We start from the raw sequence: 24,347 nt of genomic DNA on the forward strand, positions 1-24,347 counted from the left end.
GGGAGAAGGCAGAGAGCGGCTACTGCAGATAGCTCATCGCCAGACCGAGAAACAGCACCAGCCCGACGTAGTTATTGTTTAAAAACGCTTTAAAGCAGTCATCACGTTCCCGACGGAAGATCAGCTTCTGCTGCCAGAAAAACAGCCCCGCCGCGATAAACAGCGACCAGTAATATTCCCAGTGCAGCCCATTCAGCCAGCCGATGGCGGCCATCAATACCAGCACCCCAACCTGCAGAATGCCGATAATCAGGCGGTCATGCTCACCAAACAAAATCGCCGTCGATTTAATACCGATTTTGATGTCGTCATCCCGATCGACCATCGCATACTGGGTATCATAGGCCACCGCCCACAGAATATTGGCGAGGAACATCAGCCAGCAGCTGAGCGGTAACGCTTCGCTGACCGCCGAGAAGGCCATCGGAATCGACCAGCCGAACGCCGCCCCCAGCACCACCTGCGGCAGGTGGGTATAGCGTTTCATGAACGGATACACCCACGCCAGCGCCAGCGCCGCCACCGAGAGCAGGATAGTCATAGTGTTTAAGGTCAGCACCAGCAAAAACGAAAGCACAACCAGAACGACAAACAGCAGCCGGGCTTCTTTTTCGGTGACGTCACCGCTGGGCAGCGGACGGCGGGCGGTGCGTTTAACATGGCCATCAAACTTCCGGTCGGCATAATCATTCACCACGCAGCCGGCGGCGCGCATCAGCCAGACGCCAGCGACAAAAACGGCCAGGATCCACAGCGGCGGGATCCCCGGCGTCGCCACCCATAGCGCCCACAGCGTCGGCCACAGCAGCAGCAGCGCGCCGATCGGTTTGTCAGTCCGCATCAGGCGATGAAACGCCAACAGCTTATTCTGCGTCAGACTCCTCTCCATTTTCTCTTCCTCTTAATACAACGGCGACGCAGGCAGAAAAAGCTCTGTCAGCAGCAGCGGTTTGCCACTCAGCCGCAGGCGGGAACGACGCCCCCATAGCTCTGCATCGCGCCCAATTTCAATAAAATCGCGGGTTAACGTCGACGATGTAAACAGATAACGCCCCAGCGGCGTCTGACCCAGCTGCTGCAGAGCCAGTTCGGGACCGCACAGCGTCGACTCCGGTACGACCGTGCGCCCGGCCAGCCAGGGTTCGCCATTCGCGCAAAGAATAATTTCCCGCAGCCAGTAACGCGCGTCCTCTGGCAACAACGCCGCTTCATCAACCAACGCTTCACGTCCGACGAAACCTTCGTTGACCATGATAACGCTGACCTTTTTCCCCTGTTGCTCAAAGCGTTTGGTCATTGAGTCTTCCAGCAACAGCCAGTCACGCAGGTGCGCTTCCAGCGGGGGGATCGCGGCAAAATAGCGCAGCGCACGCAGTTGCGTAAGCGCAGGATGTGACATGCCTGATTCTCCGGTACATAACATGAGAGCATTGTATCGCAGAATCGGCGAATCAGGGCGGGCAAACCGTTAAGATACGATCATCGGCGTAACAGCCATGCAACAGCAGCCGCCACGCGAGAAAAAAAGGTGCGTCCAGGCGGACGCACCTAAAGGCTGTGCCTAAACATCAGCATTGTGGGGAGACGATCACCCCTTGCCTTTTACACTGCTGATAAAGGTGGAACGAGCAGATTTCGAGCCGAGGCGCTCAGCTTCGTTCATCAGTTTGAGGGCTTTGTCGATATCACCTTTCGCCACGGCCTGCTTGATGCCGTTGTTAAAGTAAGTTTCCGTATCATCCAGCATCGGTTCGCTTTTCGCAGCAGGCGCTGGCGCGGCGACCGGTGCGGCGACTGGCGCGCTATAGACCGGCGCCGCCGTATTACCTACGGTGACAGGACCCGGACCAGAGGAGCCAAACAGCGGCCCGACCAGGACGCTGGAACCTGACGATGTTTTCACTTTCAGGCCCAGCGTGCCTTCAGTGGTATGTTTGGCGATCGGATCCGGAATATCCGGGACCGCATTGCCGGTACCTTTGGCGTAGGCCTTCGCCGGATCGAGTAGCGTAGTCGTCTGCTGGAGGTCTTTATCAGTCGTAAAGACCAGCACATATAACTTTTGTTGCCCGAGGGCTGGCGTCAGGCGCATGACGCCTTCCAGGCGATCGGCACTCATCACCCCCGGCTGTTGGTAAGTGAAGTAACTGCTGGGGAAAAACGCAGACGGCGTCATATTTTGATCGAAGATCAGCACATTTGGCGCATAGACGCTGGTTTGCTTGTTCACTTCGCTGGTCAGCGTAATGGTCAGCTCACCGATATTCGCCGGGACGCTGTAAGCCGCCACCGGACCGGTAATACCGGGGATATTCAGCGATTGACCTGCCGTCGCTAACCGGGTGGTTTGCGTTTTCGATTGATCGACCGGCGTCCAGGTGAGCTGTTGTAGCGCGGACGCCGGAATAGCCGGTGCGGCAGAGGTATTCTGCGGCACGAAATTCACATCAGCAAAACTGACTGCGGGTACGCTGGCCAGCAGGCCGGCGGACAGGCAGAGGGCAACGAGACTTTTCTTCATTTTCATTGTTATCACCTCAATTCCGATGGCCGAGCGGTAGCCAGGCAATAGCCCGCTGAGCCGAAGATAGAGGGGCTTGCGCCCCTCTTTTGGTCATCACACGTCAGGTTGGTTGGATTACCACCAGATTTCCATCTGGGCGCCGAAGGACCACTCGTCGTTATCACCGCGGCTGGTAGAGAATTGACCGTTGCCGGAAGAGTCAGCGATCGCATAGCGGGTAGAGTTGCCGGCGCTATCTTTGGCATAGCCCCATTTTTCATCCCACTTGGCATAGGTTGCGAAAACGCGGATTGCCGGACGGGACCAGATGCTGTCGCCCGCCTGCCACTGTTGCGCCAGGGTGATTTTGTACTGGCTGTTGCGATCGTTGGTCTGCTGGGATTTGACGTTGTCGTAACCCACTTCCAACAGGGTGCTCATGATCGGCGTCCATTTATACATCGGGCGTACGCCGACGGTGTACCACTCCGTACCCAGGTTATTATCCAGATCGACGTTCTGGTACATACCCACGTACATCAGGTCCCACTTGTCGCCCAGGGAGATCGCGCCATGATCCAGCACGCGCCACAGGCTACCGTTGTTGTTAATGTTGCTGTCACTCGCATCAGAGAAAGAACCCTGAGGAATACCTTTGCCCTGAGTGGTCATGGCATCGGTACCGTACTGCAGGACAAACTTGTTATAGCCTTTCAGCATGCTTTGGGTATGTTCAGCAGTGAACATCCAGCCGTCTTTCGACGCGCCGTTCGCTAACTGGTAGTCATCGGTGGTGTTGGCGCGGCCGTAGTCAACGCCGAGTTCCAGCACGCCATCCGGGTTGGTTTCCAGACCCGCCAAACGTACGTCAAAGACGTCGTTTGCCGTATCTTTAGTGCGATCGTAGACGTGATTGCTGCTAAAGGAGGTGGAGCCACCGGCTTCCTGGGAGCGAGTTGCCGCCATGGACAGCTTACCGAAGCCCAGATCGATGTTTTCAATACCAGCGCCCGGACCAGAAATATCCCAGTAGTAGAAGTCGATCATGTGAACGTCATGACGCTGGTAGAAACGCTTACCGGCCCAGATGGTGGAACCTGGCAACCAGTCGATCAGGTTCTTACCCTGCACGTTAGCTTCACGGAATGCGGGATCGGTGCCTTCCCAGTCGTTCTGCTGAGCAACGGAGTAGGCAACGTTAGTATCGAAGTAGAAGCTCTTATCACCTTCTTTCCAGACTTCCTGGCCCAGTTTTAATTCCGCATAGGTTTCACATTCGTTACCAAGACGGTATTTACTTTGAGCACCGGTTGCCTGGAAGCACTGTTGTTCACCGCCGCTGCCGGTCCAGCCGATACCGGAACGAGCATAGCCGTGGAAATCGACGGCCAGTGCCTGAGCAGACATAACGCCTGCCGCGACGGCTACCGCCAGTGGAAGTTTGCGCAGAGTAATCATCATTCTATCTCCTGAGATCATTGCTTTTCTTTGAACACTTCGCCCGTCGTGCTACCTGCTGCTGCAGCGCTAAGGGGTTCGCGTTTTTTTTAATGGGAAGCCTTACACGCCCGGCTCTTTATGCAACCGACGACACGCCGTGCCATCCTCACGGAATAAATGGCAACGTTCCGGCGGCAAACCGATAGCGAATGTGGCTCCCTCTTCTACCAACACCACGTCGTTCTGGCGGTAAACCAGGTTCTGACGGATGGCGGGGATCTGGATATGAATTTGCGTTTCGTGACCAAGCTGCTCAACCACCTGGACTTCCCCTTCGAGGGTCACGTCGGCGATATCGCTGGGCAGCAGATGTTCCGGGCGGATGCCTAAAGACATATTCGCGCCGACCTGAACGCGGGCGCTGTCCACCGGCAGCCAGACCTGCTGGCGGTTTGGCAGCTCCACCTGAACCTGCTCAATGGCGGTTGCCGTCACTTTTACCGGCAGGAAGTTCATCTTCGGCGAGCCAATAAAGCCCGCAACGAAGCGATCGGCCGGGTAGTGATACAGCTCAAGCGGTTTCCCGACCTGCGCCACGCGTCCGGCGTCCAGCACCACAATCTTGTCGGCCAGGGTCATGGCTTCGACCTGATCGTGGGTGACGTAAATCATCGTGCGCCCAAGGCGCTTGTGCAGACGGGAGATTTCGATACGCATCTGCACGCGCAGCGCGGCATCGAGGTTAGAAAGCGGTTCATCCAGCAGGAAAACGCGAGGTTCGGCCACCAGGGTACGACCGATCGCCACGCGCTGGCGCTGGCCGCCGGACAGCGCCTTCGGTTTACGCTCCAGCAGGTGCGCCAGCTGCAACACTTCAGCCACCTGAGTGACGCGCTGGTTGATCACATCTTTTTTGGCGCCGGCCAGCTTCAGGCCGAAGGACATATTTTCCGCGACGGAGAGGTGGGGGTAGAGCGCGTAAGACTGGAAGACCATGCCGATGCCGCGTTCGGCCGGTGGGATGTCGTTCATTCGCGTATCACCAATAAACAAATCACCACTGGTGATGGTTTCCAGCCCGGCGATCATACGCAGCAGGGTCGATTTGCCGCAGCCCGATGGCCCGACAAACACCACGAACTCCCCTTCCTGGATGTCGAGATTGATATCTTTCGATACCACCACGTCCCCCCAGGCTTTCGTTATATTCCGCAGCTGTACGTTCGCCATCCCCATCTCCCTTCGTTACAACCTGTCACTTAAAGACACATTCAAGATGGGCTGACTATGCGGCATTCATTAATCTGGTGAATCCTCCACCCCCGCCTTTTTTATGGGGGAGGAGACGGGAGGATGAGAGATTGCTCCTCGCGGCGGGGGATGGCCCGGCCAGGCCATTTTCGTGATACAGGTTGCAAAAATGGCCCCGTTTTTATGTGCTCCAGAACCCAATACTGGTATTTCTGCAACACAGATCACACAAACCACGGGTGGGGCGTAGACATAGGGAGGATGGAAAGGGGTTGTTAAAAAAGGAAACTCATCACCGTCAAGCCACCTAAGTGTATCCACGAGCACATCACCAAAAAGGACTGGTATATGAAAATCAAAACCGGCGCTCGCATCCTCGCGCTGTCTGCATTGACCACGATGATGTTTTCCGCCTCTGCCCTCGCCAAAATTGAAGAAGGTAAGCTGGTTATCTGGATTAACGGCGATAAAGGCTATAACGGTCTCGCCGAAGTGGGTAAAAAGTTTGAAAAAGATACCGGCATTAAAGTCTCCATCGAGCACCCGGATAAGCTGGAAGAAAAATTCCCGCAGGTCGCGGCGACCGGCGACGGCCCGGATATCATCTTCTGGGCACATGACCGTTTCGGTGGCTATGCACAATCCGGCCTGCTGGCTGAGATCTCCCCGGACAAAGCTTTCCAGGACAAACTCTACCCGTTCACCTGGGACGCGGTACGCTATAACGGCAAGCTGATCGCCTACCCTATCGCGGTTGAAGCGCTGTCGCTGATTTACAACAAAGACCTGGTACCGAACCCGCCAAAAACCTGGGAAGAGATCCCGGCGCTGGATAAAGAACTGAAAGCGAAAGGTAAGAGCGCGCTGATGTTCAACCTGCAGGAACCGTACTTCACCTGGCCGCTGATCGCTGCTGACGGCGGCTATGCGTTCAAGTTTGAAAACGGCAAATATGACGTCAAAAACGTGGGCGTGGACAGCGCGGGCGCGAAAGCCGGCCTGACCTTCCTGGTTGACCTCATCAAGAATAAACACATGAATGCCGATACCGATTACTCCATCGCGGAAGCAGCGTTCAACAAAGGCGAAACCGCGATGACCATCAACGGTCCGTGGGCGTGGTCAAACATCGATAAGAGCAAGATTAACTATGGCGTGACGCTGCTGCCAACCTTCAAAGGCAACGCCTCTAAACCGTTCGTTGGCGTACTGAGCGCCGGTATCAACGCCGCCAGCCCGAACAAAGAACTGGCGAAAGAGTTCCTTGAAAACTATCTGCTGACCGACCAGGGTCTGGATGAAGTGAATAAGGACAAACCGCTGGGCGCCGTAGCGCTGAAATCCTTCCAGGAAAAACTGGAAAAAGATCCGCGTATCGCCGCCACCATGGCGAACGCCCAGAAAGGCGAAATCATGCCGAACATCCCGCAGATGTCCGCCTTCTGGTATGCCGTACGTACCGCGGTTATCAACGCAGCGAGCGGTCGTCAGACCGTCGATGCCGCGCTGAAAGACGCACAGACTCGTATCACTAAGTAATCCTGCTCGTCCCCTCTCCCTTCTCGGGAGCGGGTCGGAGTCCAGGCCCACCAGGCCCCGGTCCGACCCGCTGTCCTGAGGGGAGAGGGAGAATAAAATACGTTGTAGAGGATGATCCCCATGGATGTCGTTAAAAAGAAACACTGGTGGCAAAGCCCGCAGCTGACGTGGTCTGTGATTGGCTTGCTGTGCCTGCTGGTGGGTTACCTTGTTGTTTTGATGTACGCCCAGGGGGAGTACCTGTTCGCCATCCTGACGCTGATTTTAAGCTCGGCTGGCCTGTATATCTTTACCAACCGCAAGGCCTATGCCTGGCGTTATGTCTATCCGGGCCTTGCCGGAATGGGCCTGTTTGTTCTGTTTCCCCTGATTTGCACCATTGCTATCGCCTTCACCAACTACAGCAGCACCAACCAGCTGACCTTCGAGCGCGCTCAGGAAGTGCTGATGGATCGCTCCTTCCAGGCCGGCAAGTCTTACAACTTCTCGCTGTTCCCGGCGGGCGATGAGTGGAAGCTGGCGCTGACCGATGGCGACAGCGGCAAAAATTACGTCTCCGACGCCTTTAAACTCGGCGGCGAGCAGAAACTGGCCTTAAAAGAAGGCGATGCGCTGCCGGAAGGCGAACGCGCCAATCTGCGCGTCATTACCCAGAACCGTACCGCGCTGAACCAGCTGACTGCCGTACTGCCTGACGACAGCAAAGTGATTATGAGCTCGCTGCGCCAGTTCTCCGGCACCCAGCCGCTGTACGCGCTGGCGGCGGACGGCACGCTGACCAATAACCAGAGCGGCGTAAAATATCGCCCGAACAATGACATCGGTTTTTATCAGTCCATCAACGCTGACGGTAGCTGGAGCGCGGAGAAGCTCAGCCCAGGCTACACCGTCAGCATCGGTTGGGATAACTTCACCCGCGTGTTCACCGATGAGGGTATCCAGAAGCCGTTCTTCGCCATCTTCGTCTGGACGGTGGTCTTCTCGGTACTGACGGTGATTCTGACCGTGGCCGTTGGCATGGTCCTCGCCTGCCTCGTACAGTGGGAATCCTTGAAAGGTAAAGCGATTTACCGCGTCCTGCTGATTCTGCCCTACGCCGTTCCGTCGTTTATCTCGATTCTGATTTTCAAAGGGCTGTTCAACCAGAGCTTTGGTGAGATCAACATGATGCTCAGCGCGCTGTTCGGCATCAAGCCGGCGTGGTTCAGCGACCCGACCACCGCGCGCAGCATGATTATTATCGTCAACACCTGGCTGGGCTATCCGTACATGATGATTCTGTGCATGGGTCTGCTGAAAGCGATCCCTGACGACCTGTACGAAGCCTCGGCAATGGATGGCGCCGGACCGTTCCAGAACTTCTTTAAAATTACGCTTCCGCTGCTGATCAAACCACTGACGCCGCTGATGATCGCCAGCTTCGCCTTTAACTTTAATAACTTCGTGCTGATTCAGCTGTTAACCAACGGCGGCCCGGACCGCCTCGGCACCACCACCCCGGCCGGTTATACCGACCTGCTGGTGAGCTACACCTACCGTATCGCCTTTGAAGGCGGCGGCGGTCAGGACTTCGGTCTGGCGGCGGCGATCGCCACTCTGATCTTCCTGCTGGTGGGCGTGCTGGCGATTGTTAACCTGAAAGCGACACGCATGAAATTTGACTAACTGGGATGGCCAGGCGTCATGGCTCGGCCAGCGCGGCAGAACCGGAACGTACAGGTCGTACGTGAGGAAACCGAGCGCTGGCCGGGTTCAACATGACAGACTCGCCCGCCTGGAGCGGTATCAAGGGGAATAAAATATTATGGCTATGGTACAACCCAAATCTCAGAAGCTGCGTTTGTTCACCACGCACCTCCTGCTGCTAATTTTCATCGCGGCGATTATGTTCCCGCTGCTGATGGTTATCGCTATCTCTCTGCGCGAGGGTAACTTCGCCACCGGTAGCCTGATCCCGGACCAGATCTCCTGGGAGCACTGGCGGCTGGCGCTGGGCTTCAGCGTCGAGCACGCTGACGGCCGCGTCACCCCGCCACCCTTCCCGGTTCTGCTGTGGTTGTGGAACTCGGTGAAAGTCGCCGGGATCACCGCCATCGGCATCGTGGCGCTGTCCACCACCTGCGCCTATGCCTTCGCCCGCATGCGCTTCCCGGGCAAAGCCACCCTGCTGAAAGGGATGCTGATTTTCCAGATGTTCCCGGCGGTGCTGTCGCTGGTGGCGTTATACGCCTTGTTTGACCGCCTCGGCCAGTATTTACCGTTCGTCGGCCTGAACACCCACGGCGGCGTCATCTTCGCCTATATGGGCGGGATTGCGCTGCACGTCTGGACGATTAAAGGCTACTTCGAAACCATCGACGGTTCGCTGGAAGAAGCGGCGGCGCTGGACGGCGCCACGCCGTGGCAGGCCTTCCGTCTGGTCCTGCTGCCGCTGTCGGTACCGATTCTGGCGGTGGTGTTTATTCTGTCGTTCATTGCCGCAATTACCGAAGTGCCGGTAGCCTCGCTGCTGCTGCGCGATGTCAACAGCTATACCCTGGCCGTCGGTATGCAGCAGTATCTCAACCCGCAGAACTACCTGTGGGGCGACTTTGCCGCTGCGGCGGTGCTCTCCGCCATTCCGATTACGGTTGTCTTCCTGCTGGCCCAGCGCTGGCTGGTCAACGGCCTGACGGCGGGCGGGGTGAAAGGTTAAGTTTCATTGTTATACCCGCCCCAAATTTCAGAGGAGGGATGGTGGTTCAGTTGCTGTACACGAACCCCAACCGGGTACGGTAGCCGCCGCCCTCAGCTGAAAAAGTAAGGCAAATGCCACTGCTATCCTCAACTGGACCCTACATAAAGTAAATTTGTGACTGTTGGTCAGCGGCCCTGGAGGCCGCTTTTTTTTATTCGCGTTTCAGCCGGTTGGAGTTACATAGCCACAGCGTAATCACCAGAATCAGGATCGCCGCCGAATAGATCAGCACCGCCATCGGCGACTCATGATCGACAATGATCAGCCGCACAATCGCCGTAATGCCGATATAGACGAAATAGCGCAGCGGGAAGTGAAAACCCGACTCAAAGTACTTCACAATCAGCGCGATAAACTCAAAATAGAGAAAATAGACCACCAGCCCTTCGACCAGCTTGTACTTACTCACCGGTTCCGGAGTAAACAGGACATGCGCCAGATGGAACGTCTCTTTCCCCAGAAAAACCACCAGGATGATCCCCAGGCACAGCAGCGCCAGATTCAAAACGGCCTGCATGGCGGTCGCCACAAAATTGACCAACGGACGATAGACCGACGGCATAGGCACACCTCTTATATTCATTATTCCTGCCGATCTGTATAACGCAAAAACGTGATCCAGATCGATATTATTCGTTAACTTTTTGCGTCTGTTGCGTCAAATGTAACAATCACTTGCCAGACCGGCGGGTTAAAAAGGATACAGTAATGCTGACAATACGGACGGCGCACCGGGAAGACGCTCCCATGCTGAATGAAATGGGGAACGCCAGCTATCGCCACCACTTCGCCCACCTCTGGCACAGCGCCAGCGAGCTGGCGCACTTCCTCCAGCAGGAGTACTCCCTGCCCGCCCTTCACCGTAGCCTCGCCGATGAGCGCAGCTGCTGGCTGATTGCCGAAGCCCGGCATCCTGTCGGCTTCGCGAAATACAGCTGCCATCAGCCGATGGCAACCGATGGTCCGCGCGGCACGTTGCTGCATAAGCTCTATTTACTGCCCGCTGAGACAGGACATGGCTACGGTGAGCAGATTTTTAGCGCCGTTGAAGCGCGGGCAAAGGCGGCGGGCGACGACTGGCTGTGGTTAGAAGTCCTCGCCAGCAACCCCGGCGCCAGGCGTTTTTATGAGCGCTCAGGTATGCAATATGTGCAAGACAGCGTATTCCGCTCCGCAACCCACATGAGCACGCTACATATTCTGGCCAAACCTATCTGAGAGGCACTATGCACACTCTTCGTGAAACCGGTATCCGCAACGTCACCTGCGGCGAGAACGTGGTGATCTACCAGCCCGCTAACCTCTACGACTGTGTGCTTGGCGATAACGTCTTCGTCGGGCCGTTCGTTGAAATTCAGGGCAATACGCGCATCGGCGCGGACAGCAAAATCCAGTCCCACACCTTTATCTGCGAGTACGTCACCCTCGGCGAGCGTTGCTTCATCGGCCATGGCGTAATGTTTGCCAACGATATGTTTCGCGAAGGGCGCCCCGATGCCAACCGGGAGAACTGGGGGCGGATTGTTATCGGCAACGATGTGTCGATCGGCAGCGGCGCGGCGATTCTGGCGGTCAACATCTGCGACGGTGCCGTCATTGGCGCGGGCAGCGTAGTCACCAAATCAATTACCGAAAAAGGCGTCTGGGCAGGGAATCCGGCGAAATTGTTGCGCCGTCTGCCATAAAAAATGCCGACCCTGGGGTCGGCACTATTGCTGCGGATTAACGCTCGCTCCGTGATCGGGGGCGTGATTATGCGCGCCAGGCCTTGTAGCGGTTAATCAGGCCGTTGGTGGAGCTATCGTGGCTGCTGATTTCTTCGCCATCTTTCAGTTCCGGCAGGATACGGTTAGCCAGCTGTTTACCCAGCTCAACGCCCCACTGGTCGAAGGTAAAGATGTTCAGAATCGCGCCCTGAGTGAAGATCTTATGTTCATACAGGGCAATCAACGCCCCCAGGCTGAACGGAGTGATTTCACGCAGCAGGATCGAGTTAGTCGGGCGGTTGCCGGCAAACACTTTGAACGGCACCACGTGATCGAGCGTGGCCGGGTCTTTACCCTGGTCACGATATTCCTGCTCAACCACTTCGCGGGATTTACCGAACGCCAGCGCTTCGGTCTGCGCGAAGAAGTTGGACAGCAGCTTCGGATGGTGATCGGACAGCGGGTTGTGGGTAATGGCCGGGGCGATGAAATCGCACGGTACCATTTTGGTGCCCTGGTGGATCAGCTGGTAGAACGCGTGCTGACCGTTAGTGCCCGGCTCACCCCAGATGATGGGGCCGGTCTGGTAATCCACGACGTTGCCGTCACGGTCAACGTATTTACCGTTAGATTCCATGTTCCCCTGCTGGAAGTAGGCTGCAAAACGATGCATGTACTGGTCATACGGCAGAATCGCTTCGGTTTCTGCGCCGAAGAAATTGTTGTACCAGATACCGATCAGCGCCAGCAGCACCGGCAGGTTTTTCTCGGCCGGCGTGGTGGAGAAGTGTTTATCCATCGCGTGAGCGCCGGACAGCAGCTCCACGAAGTTGTCGAAGCCAACGGAGAGGATAATGGACAGACCAATCGCCGACCACAGGGAGTAGCGGCCGCCGACCCAGTCCCAGAATTCGAACATGTTGGCGGTGTCGATCCCGAACTCACCCACCGCTTTACCGTTCGTTGACAGCGCCGCGAAGTGTTTCGCGACGTGTTTGTCATCGCCCGCGGTGTTCAGGAACCAGTCGCGCGCGCTGTGGGCGTTGGTCATGGTCTCCTGGGTAGTAAAAGTTTTAGAGGCGACCAGGAACAGGGTCGTTTCCGGGTTCACGCTCTTCAGCACTTCCGCGATGTGGGTACCATCGACGTTAGAAACGAAGTGCATGTTGAGATGGTTTTTGTACGGGCGCAGCGCTTCGGTCACCATGAACGGGCCGAGGTCAGAGCCGCCGATACCGATGTTGACCACGTCAGTGATCGCCTTACCGGTATAACCTTTCCAGCTGCCGGAGATAATGGCTTCGGAGAAGGTTTTCATCTTCTCAAGCACCGCGTTCACTTCCGGCATCACATCTTTGCCGTCAACGACGATCGGAGTATTGCTACGGTTGCGCAGCGCGACGTGCAGCACCGCACGGTCTTCGGTGCGGTTGATTTTCTCGCCGGAGAACATCGATTTGATCGCGCCCGCCAGATCGGTCTCTTTCGCCAGATCCTGCAGTTTCGCCAGCGTCTCTGCGGTGATGCGGTTTTTGGAAAAATCCACCAGCATCAGATCGTCGAAGGTGGCGGAAAACTTAGAGAAACGATCGCTATCTTGCGCAAACAGCTCGCTGATAGTGACGTCTTTCATTTCATCAAAGTGTTTCTGTAATGCCTGCCAGGCAGATGTCTGCGTTGGATTGATGTTTTTCATTAGCAATACTCTTCTGATTTGAGAATTGTGACTGCGGTCGATTGTAGCGCCGGCGGCAAAAAATTGTGATGATTTTTATGTTATGCCGATGACGCGCATCAGGAATAGGGTCAGATCAGGGTAAAAAGCCTCTACTAGTATAGCCATCATAAGGCTTTTTTCTGTTAATCGCCGGTGCATGAAAAATCCGCATAACCGCAGCGTTGACATACCTGCTCTGAAGCCTTTATATAACTGCACTGCCTGCACATCTGCAGGTTTGTATTGCTCGCGCATTTCACGCTACAGCGAAAGGGTATTGCAGGGGGAACTCTCACCAGCGTCCCCAGGCAAAGTGAAAGACGTCGGTAATTGCCAGAAGAGGTGCGTTGCCCAGGTAACCGTATTGGAGGAACCAGTCCGGGGAAAATACGTGAGGGGGAGCAACGCCGAGGTGAAAAAGCGTCTGGTACGCTCTTCACCGGCTACAGGGGCTGAATCCCCTGGGTTGTCACCAGAAACGTTCGCAGTCGGGCGTTTCATACCCGCCGACTGACGCCACGCGTTGGGAAACGGGTCTACAAGGTGGAGCACTTCTGGGTGACATCGTAGCTGTTTATCGCTCTGCGCCCACCCTGTTTTTCGCTCTTCCCTTGTGCCATGGCTGAATAATTTGGCCTGGCTTATTAAGACATTTTATTACTGGCAGTTGGTGTCCAGCCCACACCGGCTCAGGAATCGTTTTAATAAGTCAGGCCCCCCTGACACGAGGTTGTTATGACAGATTTAGTTGTAGCCAAATTCGGCGGCACCAGCGTTGCCGATTTCGATGCCATGAACCGCAGCGTGGACGTTGCGCGACTCGATGAAAACACGCGCGTGGTGGTGCTGTCCGCCTCTGCGGGAGTGACGAATCTGCTGGTGGCATTGGCTGAAGGGCTGGAACCCGCTGAGCGTTTCGAAAAACTCGAATCGCTGCGCCAGATCCAATTCAATATTCTCGAACGCCTGCGCTATCCCAATGTGATTCGCGAAGAGATTGAGCGCCTGCTGGAAAACATCACCACCCTGGCGGAAGCCGCCTCTCTGGCCAGCTCCACGGCGCTGACCGATGAGCTGGTTAGCCATGGTGAACTGATGTCCACCCTGCTGTTTGTCGAAATCCTCCGCGAACGCGGTATTGCGGCGCAGTGGTTCGACGTGCGTAAAATTATGCGCACTAACGATCGTTTTGGCCGTGCCGAGCCCGATATTGCCGCCCTCTCTGAGCTGACCCAGCTGCAGCTGACTCCGCGCCTTGCCGAAGGCCTGGTGGTCACACAGGGCTTTATCGGTAGCGAAGCCAAAGGCCGTACCACCACCCTGGGCCGCGGCGGCAGCGACTATACCGCGGCGCTGCTGGGTGAAGCGCTGAACGCCAGCCGCGTCGATATCTGGACCGACGTTCCGGGGATCTACACCACCGACCCACGCGTAGCGCCGGCGGCAAAACGCATCGATGTCATCGCCTTTGCCGAAGCGGCAGAAATGGCCACCTTCGGGGCGAAAGTGCTCCATCCGGCCACCTTATTGCCTGCCGTGCGGAGCGATATTCCGGTCTTCGTTGGCTCCAGCAAAGAACCCACCGCGGGCGGAACCCTGGTGTGCAATAAAACCGACAATCCGCCGCTGTTCCGCGCGCTGGCCTTACGCCGTCGCCAGACGCTGCTGACCCTGCACAGCCTGAATATGCTGCACTCGCGCGGCTTCCTGGCGGAAGTGTTCGGCATCCTCGCGCGGCACAATATCTCGGTGGATCTGATCACCACCTCGGAAGTCAGCGTGGCGCTGACCATGGATACCACCGGTTCGACCTCCGCCACCGATACCCTGCTAACCCAGGCGCTGCTGACCGAGCTCTCCTCCCTGTGCCGCGTGGAAGTGGAGCAGGACCTGGCGCTGGTCGCCCTGATCGGCAACGAGCTGTCGCGCGCCTGCGGCGTCGGCAAAGAGGTATTCGGCGTTCTGGAGCCGTTCAATATTCGGATGATTTGCTACGGCGCCTCCAGCCATAACCTCTGCTTCCTGGTGCCAGGCGCCGATGCCGAGCAGGTCGTGCAGAAACTGCATCATAATTTGTTTGAATAATATTTCTTCACGCGATAAATATTACCTATAGCCGGGCTCGAACCCGGCTTTTTTATAACTACATCAACACAACAAACCATGCCGCAAGGAAAACAACATGCTCGCTACGCTGACGAGGCTGTTCCCGCTATGGGCGCTGCTGCTCTCTGTTCTGGCCTATTACACGCCGTCAACCTTTACGCCCGTTGGCCCCTGGGTCACCACCCTGCTGATGCTGATCATGTTCGGGATGGGCGTACACCTGAAACTGGACGACTTTAAGCGCGTTCTGTCGCGCCCGGCGCCGGTGGCGGCGGGAATTTTTCTCCACTATCTGGTGATGCCGCTTGCCGCCTGGGTGCTGGCGTGGCTGTTCCGTATGCCGCCGGAGCTGTCCGCCGGCATGGTGCTGGTCGGCAGCGTCGCCAGCGGCACGGCTTCAAACGTGATGATCTACCTGGCGAAAGGCGATGTGGCGCTGTCCGTCACCATCTCTTCCGTTTCGACGCTGGTCGGCGTGGTGGCGACGCCGCTGCTGACGCGGCTGTATGTCGATGCCCATATTCAGGTCGACGTGATGGGTATGCTGCTCAGTATCCTGCAAATCGTGGTGATCCCGATTGCGCTGGGGCTGATCATTCACCATATGCTGCCGAAAGTGGTGAAAGCGGTTGAGCCTTTCCTGCCCGCTTTCTCGATGATCTGCATTCTGGCGATCATCAGCGCGGTGGTGGCCGGTTCCGCATCGCATATCGCCTCCGTTGGCCTGGTGGTGATTGTCGCGGTGATCCTGCACAACGCCATTGGCCTGCTCGGCGGCTACTGGGGCGGGCGGCTGTTCGGTTTTGACGAATCGACCTGCCGGACGCTGGCGATTGAAGTGGGGATGCAAAACTCCGGTCTTGCTGCGGCGCTGGGGAAAATCTACTTCGGCCCGCTCGCCGCCCTGCCGGGGGCGCTGTTCTCGGTCTGGCACAACCTGTCCGGTTCGCTGCTGGCCGGCTACTGGTCCGGGAAACCGACCGTGAAAAAAGGAAATAAACGCTAACAGCGCGTCGCCCGGGCCGACGGCCCGGGTATTTTACCCTTCGCGTCCCCTTCTGCCAGGCTAACGCGCTGTCCGTCAGCCCGTGATTACCGTACACTGGGTTATCCGGCAGACTGAGGGCACCACTATGGCACTTCCCCGCATTACGCAAAAAGAGATGACCGAGCGCGAGCAGCGCGAACTCAAAACGCTGCTTGACCGGGCCCGGATTGCACACGGCCGTCCGCTGACCAACGCCGAGACCAATGCCGTCAAAAAAGAGTACATCAACAAACTGATGGCGCTGCGTGAAGCAGAGGCCAAAAAAGCCCGCCAGGTAAAGAAAAAGCAGGCTTACAAACCCGATAGCGAAACGTCATTCTCATGGTCGGCGAGTACGCCGACGCGCGGCAGACGTTAACGCCCTTTCTTTTTACGCCCCGGCTGAGTAAAACGTTTCCCGTTTGACGCCGGGCGCCCTTTCTCATTGGCCTTTTCCACTTTCACTACCGGGCGCTTAATTCCGGCCGTTTTCGGTTTGGCCTTCGCCTTGGGTTTGGCCTCAGACGACGAATTCTCAATCAGTTTAAACAGCGCCACCAGCTCATCATCCGTCAGGTCTCGCCACTCGCCGAGCGGTAACCCCGACAGCCCGACGTTCATAATCCGCGTGCGCTCAAGCTTAGTGACTTCATAGCCAAAGTACTCGCACATACGGCGAATCTGCCGGTTAAGCCCCTGCACCAGCGTAATGCGGAACACGAACGGCGCTTCCTTGCGGACTTTGCACTTCTTCGTCACCGTCCCAAGGATCGGCACCCCTACGCCGAGACCACGAATAAACTCATCGGTCACCGGTTTATCGACCGTCACCAGATACTCTTTTTCGTGATCGTTCCCGGCGCGCAGGATCTTATTCACCAGATCGCCATGGTTGGTCAGGAAGATCAGCCCCTGGGAATCTTTGTCCAGTCGACCAATGGGGAAAATACGTTTGCTGTGGTTAACAAAGTCCACAATGTTGTCGCGTTCGCTGTCTTCAGTGGTACTGACAATGCCCACCGGCTTATTCAGGGCGATGAACACCAGATCTTCGGCCTCGCGCGGCTCAATCGCCTGACCGTTTACCTTCACGACATCGCCAGGGTTGACCCGATCGCCAATGGTCGCTCGCTTACCATTGATAAAAACATTGCCTTGTTCAATGTAGCGATCCGCTTCGCGACGCGAGCAGATGCCGCTTTCACTGATGTACTTATTTAATCGGGTTGATGAGTCTGGCAGCATAAATTCTCCTGTAAAAGCGAAATATACCTCAGCCTGCGGGCAATCAAAAATAATCGCGTACCTCCGCCCTGAGGCTAAATGTGATCTGCCGCGCCTTTCTACACAAAAGTGTCCCGGGCGATGGGTTGCAACTTTGCCTGGCGAAAATAAGCAGAATCAAACGATTAGCTTAAACGGCACAAACGTGCCATCTCCCGACCGCCCCATAAGCAAATGTGCAAAATAAACCACCAGCCAGCGCGGGTGAAATGGGCGAAAATTGCTTTGTCGTGCGCGACTGATGGGGTTATATCAGATCAAGAGAGCAAGAATGTCATTTGCACAAATGTGCAGGAGCCCGAAGATGGCGATCGAAAACAGCGACGATATCCGCTTAATCGTAAAAGTTGCCCAGCTCTATTATGAGCAGGACCTGACCCAGGCGCAGATTGCTCGCGAACTGGGTATTTACCGCACCACTATCAGCCGCCTGCTGAAACGCGGCCGCGAGCAGGGTATTGTCACTATCGCCATCAACTATGACTACAACGAAAATCTGTGGCTGGAGCAGCAGCTGAAGCAAAAATTTGGCCTCAAAGAGGCGGTTGTCGCCTCCTGCGGCTCCCTGCTGGAAGAGGACCAGCTGAACACCATCGGGCAACATGGCGCTCAGTTGGTCGACCGCCTGCTTGAGCCGGGCGATATCATCGGTTTTTCCTGGGGACGCGCGGTCCGGGCGCTGGTCGAAACCTTGCCGCAGGCCAGCCAGTCGCGGCAGGTCATTTGCGTGCCGATTATCGGCGGCCCCTCCGGCAAACTGGAGAGTCGCTATCATGTGAACACGCTGACCTACGGGGCGGCGGCCAGACTCAAGGCCGAGTCGCATCTGGCGGACTTTCCGGCGCTGCTGGACAACACCCTGATTCGCAACGGCATCATGCAGTCCCAGCACTATCAGACCATTTCCTCCTACTGGGAAAATCTCGACGTCGCCCTGGTGGGGATCGGCTCACCGGCGATTCGTAATGGCGCTAACTGGCATGCGTTTTATGGTAGTGAAGAGAGCGACGATCTCAATGCTCGCCACGTCGCCGGCGATATTTGCTCACGCTTTTATGATATCAACGGCAGCGCTGTGGAAACCAATATGAATGAAAAAACGCTCGCCATTGATATCGCCAGATTAAAACACGCGCGTTATTCCGTAGGTATTGCCCTTGGCGAAGAAAAATACACCGGTATTATTGGCGCATTACGCGGTGGTTATATTAATTGTCTGGTAACGAATCGAGAAACCGCAGAGCGATTACTGAAGTAACAGTCTTTTTCTATTTACGCAGCGGGCGCTGCGCGGGATCCTTTTATCTGAAAATGAGATGACTATTATGCAAACGTGGCTAAATCTGCAAGACAAAATCATTATTGTGACCGGAGGCGCGTCGGGAATTGGTCTGGCGATTGTCGACGAGTTATTAAATCTCGGGGCCAATGTCCAGATGACCGATATTCACGGCGGCGACAAATATCAGAATAGCGATCGCTACCAATTCTGGCCTACGGATATCTCCAGCGCCAGTGAGGTTAACCACACCGTAGAACAGATTATTCAGCGTTACGGGCGAATTGATGGACTGGTCAATAATGCCGGGGTGAATTTCCCGCGTCTGCTGGTCGATGAGAAAGCGCCTGCGGGGCGCTACGAGTTAAATGAAGCCGCCTTCGAGAAAATGGTCAACATCAACCAGAAAGGGGTTTTCTTCATGTCGCAGGCGGTGGCGCGGCAGATGGTGAAACAGCGCGAAGGCGTCATTGTTAACGTCTCATCGGAAAGCGGGCTGGAAGGTTCGGAAGGCCAGAGCTGCTATGCCGCGACGAAAGCGGCGCTGAATAGCTTCACCCGTTCCTGGTCGAAAGAGCTGGGGAAACACGGCATCCGCGTCGTGGGCGTTGCGCCAGGCATCCTCGAAAAAACCGGGCTACGCACGCCGGAATATGAAGAGGCGCTGGCCTGGACCCGCAATATCACCGTCGAGCAGCTCCGCGCGGGATATAGCAAAAATGCCATTCCAATCGGTCGCTCCGGCCGTCTGAGCGAGGTAGCCGACTACGTCTGCTATCTGCTGTCAGAGCGTGCCAGCTATATAACCGGAGTAACCACTAACATTGCCGGCGGGAAAACCCGCGGCTAAGGAGCCAACATGGTGAATGCTATCTTCTGCGCCCACGGTCAGCTGGCCGGCGCCATGCTCGATTCGGTACGCATGGTATATGGCGATGTCAGGGTCAGCGCGGTGGCGTTTGTGCCGGGTGAGAATGCCGGGGACATCGCCGCGAAGCTAGAAAAGTTAGTAAGTGCTCACAGCACTGAAGAGTGGCTGATTGCCGTGGATTTACAGTGCGGCAGCCCATGGAATGCCGCCGCCGGACTGGCGATGAACAACCCGCGCCTCAAGGTCATCAGCGGCCTCTCTTTGCCGCTGGCGCTGGAGCTGGTGGACAACCAGGAGACCATGAGCGCGGAGGCCCTATGCGACCACCTGACCACCATCGCCAGCCAGTGCTGCGTCGTCTGGCGGCAGCCGGAAACCATTGAGGAGGATTTCTGATGAATATCACGCTCGCCCGTATTGATGACCGGCTGATCCACGGTCAGGTCACCACCGTCTGGTCAAAAGTGGCTAACGCCCAGCGCATTATTATCTGTAACGATGAGGTCTATAACGATGAGGTGCGGCGGACTTTACTTCGTCAGGCCGCCCCGCCGGGGATGAAAGTCAACGTCGTTAATCTCGAAAAAGCGGTTGCCGTTTATCACAACCCGCAATACCAGAATGAGACCGTGTTTTACTTATTTACTAATCCCCAGGATGCTTTAACGATGGTCCGCCAGGGGGTGAAAATTGCCACCTTAAATATTGGCGGGATGGCCTGGCGACCGGGTAAAAAACAATTAACCAAGGCGGTATCCTTAGATGAGGCAGATATTCATGCATTTCGCGAACTGGATAAATCAGGGGTGAAGCTGGATTTGCGCGTCGTCGCATCGGATCCGTCGATCAATATTCTGGATAAAATAGCTGAACAATCCATTACCGAATAAAAATAGCGCCTGTATTAATCTGCGCGCCTGAAAGACGCGATTATTAATGCCGTAACAGGCAGGGATTCATATACCCTCAAGGTGACATATTATGGAAATAAGTACCCTACAAATCATCGCCATATTTATATTTTCCGGTATTGCCGGAATGGGCAGCGTACTGGATGAGTTCCAGACCCACCGTCCATTAATTGCCTGTACCGTGATTGGGTTAATCCTTGGTGATTTAAAAACCGGGATTATGCTCGGCGGCACTCTGGAGCTGATCGCGCTCGGCTGGATGAACGTCGGCGCCGCGCAATCACCAGATTCGGCGCTGGCAAGCATTATTTCAGCCATTCTGGTGATTGTCGGCCAGCAAAGCATTGCCACCGGCATCGCCATCGCGCTACCGGTCGCGGCGGCAGGCCAGGTGTTAACCGTCTTCGCCCGCACCATCACCGTGGTCTTTCAACACGCGGCAGATAAGGCTGCGGAAGAGGCGCATTTCCGCACGATCGACATGCTGCACATCTCGGCACTGGGCGTTCAGGCGCTGCGCGTCGCCATTCCGGCGCTGGTGGTCTCGCTGTTTGTCAGCGCCGACATGGTCAGCAGCATGCTGAACGCCATCCCGGAATTCGTCACCCGCGGCCTGCAAATCGCCGGAGGGTTCATTGTGGTGGTGGGTTACGCCATGGTCCTGCGCATGATGGGCGTGAAATATCTGATGCCCTTCTTTTTCCTCGGTTTTCTCGCGGGAGGCTACCTCGATTTCAGCCTGCTGGCCTTCGGCGGCGTGGGCGTCATCATCGCGCTGATCTACATCCAGCTGAACCCGCAATGGCGCAAGGCCGAGCCCCAACCAACCGCCGCCTCTTCCACTGCCCTTGACCAACTTGACGACTGATGGAGCCCATTATGGAACCGAAAAAACTGACGCAAGGCGACCTGGTGAGCATCTTTCTGCGCTCCAACCTGCAGCAGGCCTCTTTCAACTTTGAACGCATCCACGGTCTCGGGTTTTGCTACGACATGATCCCGGCGATCAAACGGCTCTATCCGCTGAAAGAGGATCAGGTAGCGGCGCTGAAACGCCATCTGGTGTTCTTCAACACCACCCCCGCCGTCTGCGGACCGGTGCTGGGTGTGACGGCGGCGATGGAAGAGGCGCGCGCTAACGGCGCGGCCATCGACGATGGGGCAATCAACGGCATCAAAGTTGGGTTGATGGGGCCGCTGGCGGGGGTCGGCGATCCGCTGGTCTGGGGCACCTTACGCCCGATCACCGCGGCCCTCGGCGCTTCGCTGGCGCTCTCCGGCAACATCCTCGGTCCACTGCTGTTCTTCTTTATTTTCAATGCGGTGCGTCTGGCCATGAAATGGTATGGCCTGCAGCTCGGCTTTCGCAAAGGGATCAATATCGTCAGCGATATGGGCGGCAACCTGCTGCAAAAACTGACCGAAGGCGCCTCGATTCTGGGCCTGTTCGTGATGGGCGTGCTGGTTACCAGGTGGACCACCATCAACGTGCCGTTGGTGGTATCGCAAACGCCGGGCGCCGATGGCGCCACCGTCACCATGACCGTACAGAACATCCTCGATCAGCTCTGCCCCGGCCTGCTGGCCCTGGGCCTGACGCTGCTGATGGTGCGCCTGCTGAACAAAAAAGTTAACCCGGTCTGGCTGATCTTCGCCCTGTTCGGCTTAGGGATTATCGGCAATGCGCTGGGCTTCTTGTCCTGATTATTCAGCCCCGGCGCTGCCGGGGCGACTTCAACAAGCTAACCCCGACAGATAAAGGGGATGAGGTGGTAAACATGAAAACAACGGCTTTACGTCTTTACGGTAAACGCGACCTGCGCCTGGAAACCTTCGAGCTACCGGCCATGCAGGATGATGAGATCCTCGCCCGCGTGGTGACCGACAGTCTGTGCCTCTCTTCCTGGAAAGAGGCCAATCAGGGCGAAAATCATAAGAAGGTGCCGGACGATGTGGCGGTCAATCCGATCATTATCGGCCATGAATTCTGCGGTGAAATCCTCGCGGTGGGGAAAAAATGGCAGCATAAATTCCATGCCGGGCAGCGCTACGTCATCCAGGCGAACCTCCAGCTGCCGGATCGCCCTGATTGCCCCGGCTACTCCTTCCCGTGGATCGGCGGCGAAGCCACCCACGTGGTGATCCCCAACGAAGTCATGGAGCAAGATTGCCTGCTTAGCTGGGAGGGCGAGAGCTGGTTTGAAGGTTCGCTGGTTGAACCGCTCTCCTGTGTCATTGGCGCATTCAACGCCAACTATCACCTGCAGGAAGGTACCTACAACCACACCATGGGCATCCGGCCGCAGGGCCGTACGCTGATCCTCGGCGGTACCGGCCCCATGGGGCTGCTGGCGATCGACTACGCCCTGCATGGGCCGGTCAACCCTTCCCTGCTGGTGGTGACCGATACCAACAAACCGAAGCTGAGCTATGCCCGTCAGCATTATCCGTCAGAACCGCAGACGCTCATTCACTACCTGGACGGGCACGATGCCGGACGCGAGACGCTGATGGCGCTAACCGGCGGCCACGGCTTTGACGATATTTTCGTCTTCGTGCCGAAAGAGGAGCTGATTACCATGGCCTCTTCGCTGCTGGCCCCCGACGGCTGTCTGAACTTCTTTGCCGGCCCGCAGGACCAGCAGTTCAGCGCCCCAATCAACTTTTACGATGTCCACTACGCCTTTACTCATTACGTGGGTACCTCCGGCGGCAATACCGATGACATGCGCGCCGCCGTGGCGCTGATGCAGACGAAAAAAGTGCAGACGGCGAAAGTCGTCACCCATATCCTTGGGCTCAATGCGGCGGGGGAAACGACTCTCGATTTACCGGCGGTCGGCGGTGGTAAAAAGCTGGTGTATACCGGGAAATCTCTGCCTCTGACGCCCCTTGGCAAGATCGCCGACCCGGATCTGGCGGCGATCGTGGAGCGCCACCATGGGATCTGGTCCGTGGAAGCGGAGCGCTATCTGCTGGCCCATGCCCCGGACATTGCCCATGATTAATCGCGAAACGCAGCTCTGTATGTCGCTGGCCGGCCGCCCGGGTAACTTCGGCACCCGTTTTCACAACTACCTGTATGAGAAACTGGGGCTCAATTATCTCTACAAAGCCTTTACCACACAGGACATCGCCGCCGCGGTAAGAGGCGTTCGGGCGCTGGGTATTCGCGGTTGCGCGGTATCTATGCCGTTTAAAGAGAGCTGCATGCCCTTTCTTGACGCCATTGACCCTTCAGCCAGGGTGATTGACTCGGTGAATACCATCGTTAACGACGACGGCAGGTTGACCGGTTTCAACACCGACTATATTGCGGTGAAGAGCCTGATCGACAGCCACCGGCTGGATAGCGCCGGCAAAGTGATGATCCAGGGCAGCGGCGGTATGGGCAAAGCGGTCATCGCCGCCTTTCGTGACGCCGGCTTTCGCGATGTGGTTATCGCCGCCCGCAATCGTGACAGCGGCCTGGCGCTGGCCAGACAGTATGGCTTTCAGTGGCAGCCGCGGCCGGATGGGATCCCGGCGGATGTTCTGGTCAACGTCACGCCGTTAGGCATGGCGGGCGGGGCGCATAGCGCCACATTGTCCTTCAGCCCGGCGATGGTGGATCGGGCCAGTATCGTCTTCGACGTGGTCGCCCTGCCGCCAGAAACGCCGCTGATTCGCCTGGCGCAGCAGCGGGGAAAACACCTCATCAGCGGGGCGGAAGTCATCGCCTTGCAGGCGGTGGAACAATTCGCCCTGTATACCGGGGTACGCCCGGATGCGGCGCTGGTCACTGAAGCCGCGGCGTTTGCTCGTACGGAATAAACCGAGGCGCCAGGGAAGGCGCGTTTTCGTTTAGCCTCTGCCGGAATCCCCACATGGTGTTCGCCGCGCCCCCTCACTCTTCCCCTTCGCCACGCGATAAGCCAGGTTCCCTGACGCCGCGACCTTGCAACAGCGTGAGCCATATCAGCAAGCGCGCAGACAA

24 protein-coding genes and 1 riboswitch are annotated in these 24,347 nt (G+C 56.7%); of the genes, 16 read left to right on the forward strand and 8 right to left on the reverse strand.

The annotated features are described in order from the left end of the window. Positions 1-19: 19 nt before the first annotated feature. The 5 genes from ubiA to malK all read right to left on the reverse strand — a co-directional run bounded on the left by ubiA (position 20) and on the right by malK (position 5,173). A complete protein-coding gene (gene ubiA, locus EDF73_RS17335; protein ID WP_132730313.1) occupies positions 20-889 on the reverse strand; it encodes a 4-hydroxybenzoate octaprenyltransferase in 870 nt (289 codons plus the stop codon). Positions 890-901: 12 nt separating this feature from the next. Then, positions 902-1,399, reverse strand: a complete 498-nt coding sequence (gene ubiC / locus EDF73_RS17340) for a chorismate lyase (protein WP_132730314.1) — start codon at positions 1,397-1,399, stop codon at positions 902-904. A 189-nt stretch (positions 1,400-1,588) separates the two neighbouring features. Continuing rightward, complete coding sequence (gene malM, locus EDF73_RS17345) at positions 1,589-2,527, reverse strand: maltose operon protein MalM (protein ID WP_132730315.1); 939 nt, start codon at positions 2,525-2,527, stop codon at positions 1,589-1,591. A gap of 111 nt (positions 2,528-2,638) precedes the next feature. Further along, a complete protein-coding gene (locus tag EDF73_RS17350; RefSeq protein ID WP_132730316.1) occupies positions 2,639-3,964 on the reverse strand; it encodes a maltoporin in 1,326 nt (441 codons plus the stop codon). Between the two features lie 99 nt (positions 3,965-4,063). Continuing rightward, the gene (malK, locus tag EDF73_RS17355) at positions 4,064-5,173 is read right to left on the reverse strand and encodes a maltose/maltodextrin ABC transporter ATP-binding protein MalK (RefSeq protein WP_132730317.1); all 1,110 of its coding nucleotides are present in this window, start codon (positions 5,171-5,173) and stop codon (positions 4,064-4,066) included. Between the two features lie 369 nt (positions 5,174-5,542). On the opposite strand from malK, the gene malE reads away from it, so the two are divergent. From malE to malG, 3 genes are all read left to right on the forward strand, one after another. Continuing rightward, complete coding sequence (gene malE, locus EDF73_RS17365) at positions 5,543-6,733, forward strand: maltose/maltodextrin ABC transporter substrate-binding protein MalE (RefSeq protein WP_132730318.1); 1,191 nt, start codon at positions 5,543-5,545, stop codon at positions 6,731-6,733. Positions 6,734-6,853: 120 nt separating this feature from the next. Next, positions 6,854-8,398 (forward strand): maltose ABC transporter permease MalF, encoded by a 1,545-nt coding sequence (malF, locus tag EDF73_RS17370; RefSeq protein WP_132730319.1) that lies wholly within the window; start codon positions 6,854-6,856, stop codon positions 8,396-8,398. A 139-nt stretch (positions 8,399-8,537) separates the two neighbouring features. Continuing rightward, the gene (gene malG / locus EDF73_RS17375; protein ID WP_041143584.1) at positions 8,538-9,428 is read left to right on the forward strand and encodes a maltose ABC transporter permease MalG; all 891 of its coding nucleotides are present in this window, start codon (positions 8,538-8,540) and stop codon (positions 9,426-9,428) included. 193 nt (positions 9,429-9,621) lie between these two features. Here malG and psiE read toward each other — a convergent pair whose 3' ends face one another. Continuing rightward, a complete protein-coding gene (psiE, locus tag EDF73_RS17380; RefSeq protein ID WP_132730320.1) occupies positions 9,622-10,032 on the reverse strand; it encodes a phosphate-starvation-inducible protein PsiE in 411 nt (136 codons plus the stop codon). Positions 10,033-10,178: 146 nt separating this feature from the next. On the opposite strand from psiE, the gene EDF73_RS17385 reads away from it, so the two are divergent. Together EDF73_RS17385 and EDF73_RS17390 are read left to right on the forward strand one after the other, a co-directional pair. Beyond that, on the forward strand, positions 10,179-10,688 hold the full coding sequence (locus tag EDF73_RS17385) for a GNAT family N-acetyltransferase (RefSeq protein ID WP_132730321.1): 510 nt from the start codon (positions 10,179-10,181) through the stop codon (positions 10,686-10,688). Positions 10,689-10,696: 8 nt separating this feature from the next. Beyond that, positions 10,697-11,155 (forward strand): acyltransferase, encoded by a 459-nt coding sequence (locus tag EDF73_RS17390; RefSeq protein WP_132730322.1) that lies wholly within the window; start codon positions 10,697-10,699, stop codon positions 11,153-11,155. Positions 11,156-11,222: 67 nt separating this feature from the next. Here EDF73_RS17390 and pgi read toward each other — a convergent pair whose 3' ends face one another. Continuing rightward, on the reverse strand, positions 11,223-12,872 hold the full coding sequence (gene pgi, locus EDF73_RS17395; protein ID WP_132730323.1) for a glucose-6-phosphate isomerase: 1,650 nt from the start codon (positions 12,870-12,872) through the stop codon (positions 11,223-11,225). Between the two features lie 350 nt (positions 12,873-13,222). Then, a riboswitch (Lysine riboswitch) is annotated at positions 13,223-13,455 on the forward strand. A 173-nt stretch (positions 13,456-13,628) separates the two neighbouring features. On the opposite strand from pgi, the gene lysC reads away from it, so the two are divergent. From lysC to EDF73_RS17415, 3 genes are all read left to right on the forward strand, one after another. After that, positions 13,629-14,978, forward strand: coding sequence for a lysine-sensitive aspartokinase 3 (gene lysC, locus EDF73_RS17405; protein ID WP_132730324.1), 1,350 nt, complete (start codon positions 13,629-13,631; stop codon positions 14,976-14,978). Between the two features lie 97 nt (positions 14,979-15,075). Continuing rightward, on the forward strand, positions 15,076-16,005 hold the full coding sequence (gene panS / locus EDF73_RS17410; RefSeq protein WP_132730325.1) for a ketopantoate/pantoate/pantothenate transporter PanS: 930 nt from the start codon (positions 15,076-15,078) through the stop codon (positions 16,003-16,005). Between the two features lie 127 nt (positions 16,006-16,132). Then, on the forward strand, positions 16,133-16,405 hold the full coding sequence (locus EDF73_RS17415) for a DUF3811 domain-containing protein (protein ID WP_132730326.1): 273 nt from the start codon (positions 16,133-16,135) through the stop codon (positions 16,403-16,405). On the opposite strand, the gene rluF is transcribed toward EDF73_RS17415, so the two are convergent. After that, positions 16,402-17,271 (reverse strand): 23S rRNA pseudouridine(2604) synthase RluF, encoded by an 870-nt coding sequence (gene rluF / locus EDF73_RS17420; RefSeq protein WP_132730327.1) that lies wholly within the window; start codon positions 17,269-17,271, stop codon positions 16,402-16,404. The two genes, EDF73_RS17415 and rluF, sit on opposite strands and share 4 nt — an antisense overlap. Before the next feature lie 343 nt (positions 17,272-17,614). Between rluF and EDF73_RS17425 the strand changes: the two genes are divergently transcribed. The 8 genes from EDF73_RS17425 to EDF73_RS17460 all read left to right on the forward strand — a co-directional run bounded on the left by EDF73_RS17425 (position 17,615) and on the right by EDF73_RS17460 (position 24,184). After that, a complete protein-coding gene (locus EDF73_RS17425; RefSeq protein ID WP_132730328.1) occupies positions 17,615-18,568 on the forward strand; it encodes a sugar-binding transcriptional regulator in 954 nt (317 codons plus the stop codon). A 67-nt stretch (positions 18,569-18,635) separates the two neighbouring features. Continuing rightward, on the forward strand, positions 18,636-19,439 hold the full coding sequence (locus EDF73_RS17430) for an SDR family oxidoreductase (RefSeq protein WP_132730329.1): 804 nt from the start codon (positions 18,636-18,638) through the stop codon (positions 19,437-19,439). A gap of 9 nt (positions 19,440-19,448) precedes the next feature. Beyond that, entirely contained in the window at positions 19,449-19,856 is a 408-nt protein-coding gene (locus tag EDF73_RS17435; protein ID WP_132730330.1) for a mannose/fructose/sorbose PTS transporter subunit IIA, read from the forward strand. Then, entirely contained in the window at positions 19,856-20,350 is a 495-nt protein-coding gene (locus EDF73_RS17440) for a mannose/fructose/sorbose PTS transporter subunit IIB (RefSeq protein WP_132730331.1), read from the forward strand. The genes EDF73_RS17435 and EDF73_RS17440 overlap by 1 nt, the downstream gene beginning before the upstream one ends. Before the next feature lie 91 nt (positions 20,351-20,441). After that, positions 20,442-21,239 (forward strand): PTS mannose/fructose/sorbose transporter subunit IIC, encoded by a 798-nt coding sequence (locus EDF73_RS17445; protein WP_132730332.1) that lies wholly within the window; start codon positions 20,442-20,444, stop codon positions 21,237-21,239. A gap of 11 nt (positions 21,240-21,250) precedes the next feature. Then, on the forward strand, positions 21,251-22,075 hold the full coding sequence (locus EDF73_RS17450; protein WP_132730333.1) for a PTS system mannose/fructose/sorbose family transporter subunit IID: 825 nt from the start codon (positions 21,251-21,253) through the stop codon (positions 22,073-22,075). Between the two features lie 74 nt (positions 22,076-22,149). Continuing rightward, a complete protein-coding gene (gene sorE, locus EDF73_RS17455; protein WP_132730334.1) occupies positions 22,150-23,379 on the forward strand; it encodes an L-sorbose 1-phosphate reductase in 1,230 nt (409 codons plus the stop codon). After that, complete coding sequence (locus tag EDF73_RS17460; RefSeq protein ID WP_132730335.1) at positions 23,372-24,184, forward strand: shikimate 5-dehydrogenase; 813 nt, start codon at positions 23,372-23,374, stop codon at positions 24,182-24,184. Before sorE ends, EDF73_RS17460 begins: the two co-directional genes overlap by 8 nt. Positions 24,185-24,347: the final 163 nt, after the last annotated feature.

The organism is Klebsiella sp. BIGb0138, assembly GCF_004342285.1.
Taxonomy (GTDB): domain Bacteria; phylum Pseudomonadota; class Gammaproteobacteria; order Enterobacterales; family Enterobacteriaceae; genus Klebsiella.

Bases quoted from the DNA above. Each gene is read 5' to 3' on its own strand.
- malE (WP_132730318.1), top strand. From the start codon at position 5,543: ATGAAAATCAAAACCGGCGCTCGCATCCTCGCGCTGTCTGCATTGACC.
- malF (WP_132730319.1), top strand. From the start codon at position 6,854: ATGGATGTCGTTAAAAAGAAACACTGGTGGCAAAGCCCGCAGCTGACG.
- EDF73_RS17435 (WP_132730330.1), top strand. From the start codon at position 19,449: ATGGTGAATGCTATCTTCTGCGCCCACGGTCAGCTGGCCGGCGCCATG.
- EDF73_RS17350 (WP_132730316.1), bottom strand. From the start codon at position 3,964: ATGATGATTACTCTGCGCAAACTTCCACTGGCGGTAGCCGTCGCGGCA.
- EDF73_RS17385 (WP_132730321.1), top strand. From the start codon at position 10,179: ATGCTGACAATACGGACGGCGCACCGGGAAGACGCTCCCATGCTGAAT.
- ubiA (WP_132730313.1), bottom strand. From the start codon at position 889: ATGGAGAGGAGTCTGACGCAGAATAAGCTGTTGGCGTTTCATCGCCTG.
- ubiC (WP_132730314.1), bottom strand. From the start codon at position 1,399: ATGTCACATCCTGCGCTTACGCAACTGCGTGCGCTGCGCTATTTTGCC.
- panS (WP_132730325.1), top strand. From the start codon at position 15,076: ATGCTCGCTACGCTGACGAGGCTGTTCCCGCTATGGGCGCTGCTGCTC.
- EDF73_RS17460 (WP_132730335.1), top strand. From the start codon at position 23,372: ATGATTAATCGCGAAACGCAGCTCTGTATGTCGCTGGCCGGCCGCCCG.
- pgi (WP_132730323.1), bottom strand. From the start codon at position 12,872: ATGAAAAACATCAATCCAACGCAGACATCTGCCTGGCAGGCATTACAG.
- EDF73_RS17440 (WP_132730331.1), top strand. From the start codon at position 19,856: ATGAATATCACGCTCGCCCGTATTGATGACCGGCTGATCCACGGTCAG.
- rluF (WP_132730327.1), bottom strand. From the start codon at position 17,271: ATGCTGCCAGACTCATCAACCCGATTAAATAAGTACATCAGTGAAAGC.
- EDF73_RS17450 (WP_132730333.1), top strand. From the start codon at position 21,251: ATGGAACCGAAAAAACTGACGCAAGGCGACCTGGTGAGCATCTTTCTG.
- malK (WP_132730317.1), bottom strand. From the start codon at position 5,173: ATGGCGAACGTACAGCTGCGGAATATAACGAAAGCCTGGGGGGACGTG.
- EDF73_RS17445 (WP_132730332.1), top strand. From the start codon at position 20,442: ATGGAAATAAGTACCCTACAAATCATCGCCATATTTATATTTTCCGGT.
- EDF73_RS17390 (WP_132730322.1), top strand. From the start codon at position 10,697: ATGCACACTCTTCGTGAAACCGGTATCCGCAACGTCACCTGCGGCGAG.
- malM (WP_132730315.1), bottom strand. From the start codon at position 2,527: ATGAAAATGAAGAAAAGTCTCGTTGCCCTCTGCCTGTCCGCCGGCCTG.
- psiE (WP_132730320.1), bottom strand. From the start codon at position 10,032: ATGCCGTCGGTCTATCGTCCGTTGGTCAATTTTGTGGCGACCGCCATG.
- malG (WP_041143584.1), top strand. From the start codon at position 8,538: ATGGCTATGGTACAACCCAAATCTCAGAAGCTGCGTTTGTTCACCACG.
- lysC (WP_132730324.1), top strand. From the start codon at position 13,629: ATGACAGATTTAGTTGTAGCCAAATTCGGCGGCACCAGCGTTGCCGAT.
- EDF73_RS17415 (WP_132730326.1), top strand. From the start codon at position 16,133: ATGGCACTTCCCCGCATTACGCAAAAAGAGATGACCGAGCGCGAGCAG.
- EDF73_RS17430 (WP_132730329.1), top strand. From the start codon at position 18,636: ATGCAAACGTGGCTAAATCTGCAAGACAAAATCATTATTGTGACCGGA.
- EDF73_RS17425 (WP_132730328.1), top strand. From the start codon at position 17,615: ATGGCGATCGAAAACAGCGACGATATCCGCTTAATCGTAAAAGTTGCC.
- sorE (WP_132730334.1), top strand. From the start codon at position 22,150: ATGAAAACAACGGCTTTACGTCTTTACGGTAAACGCGACCTGCGCCTG.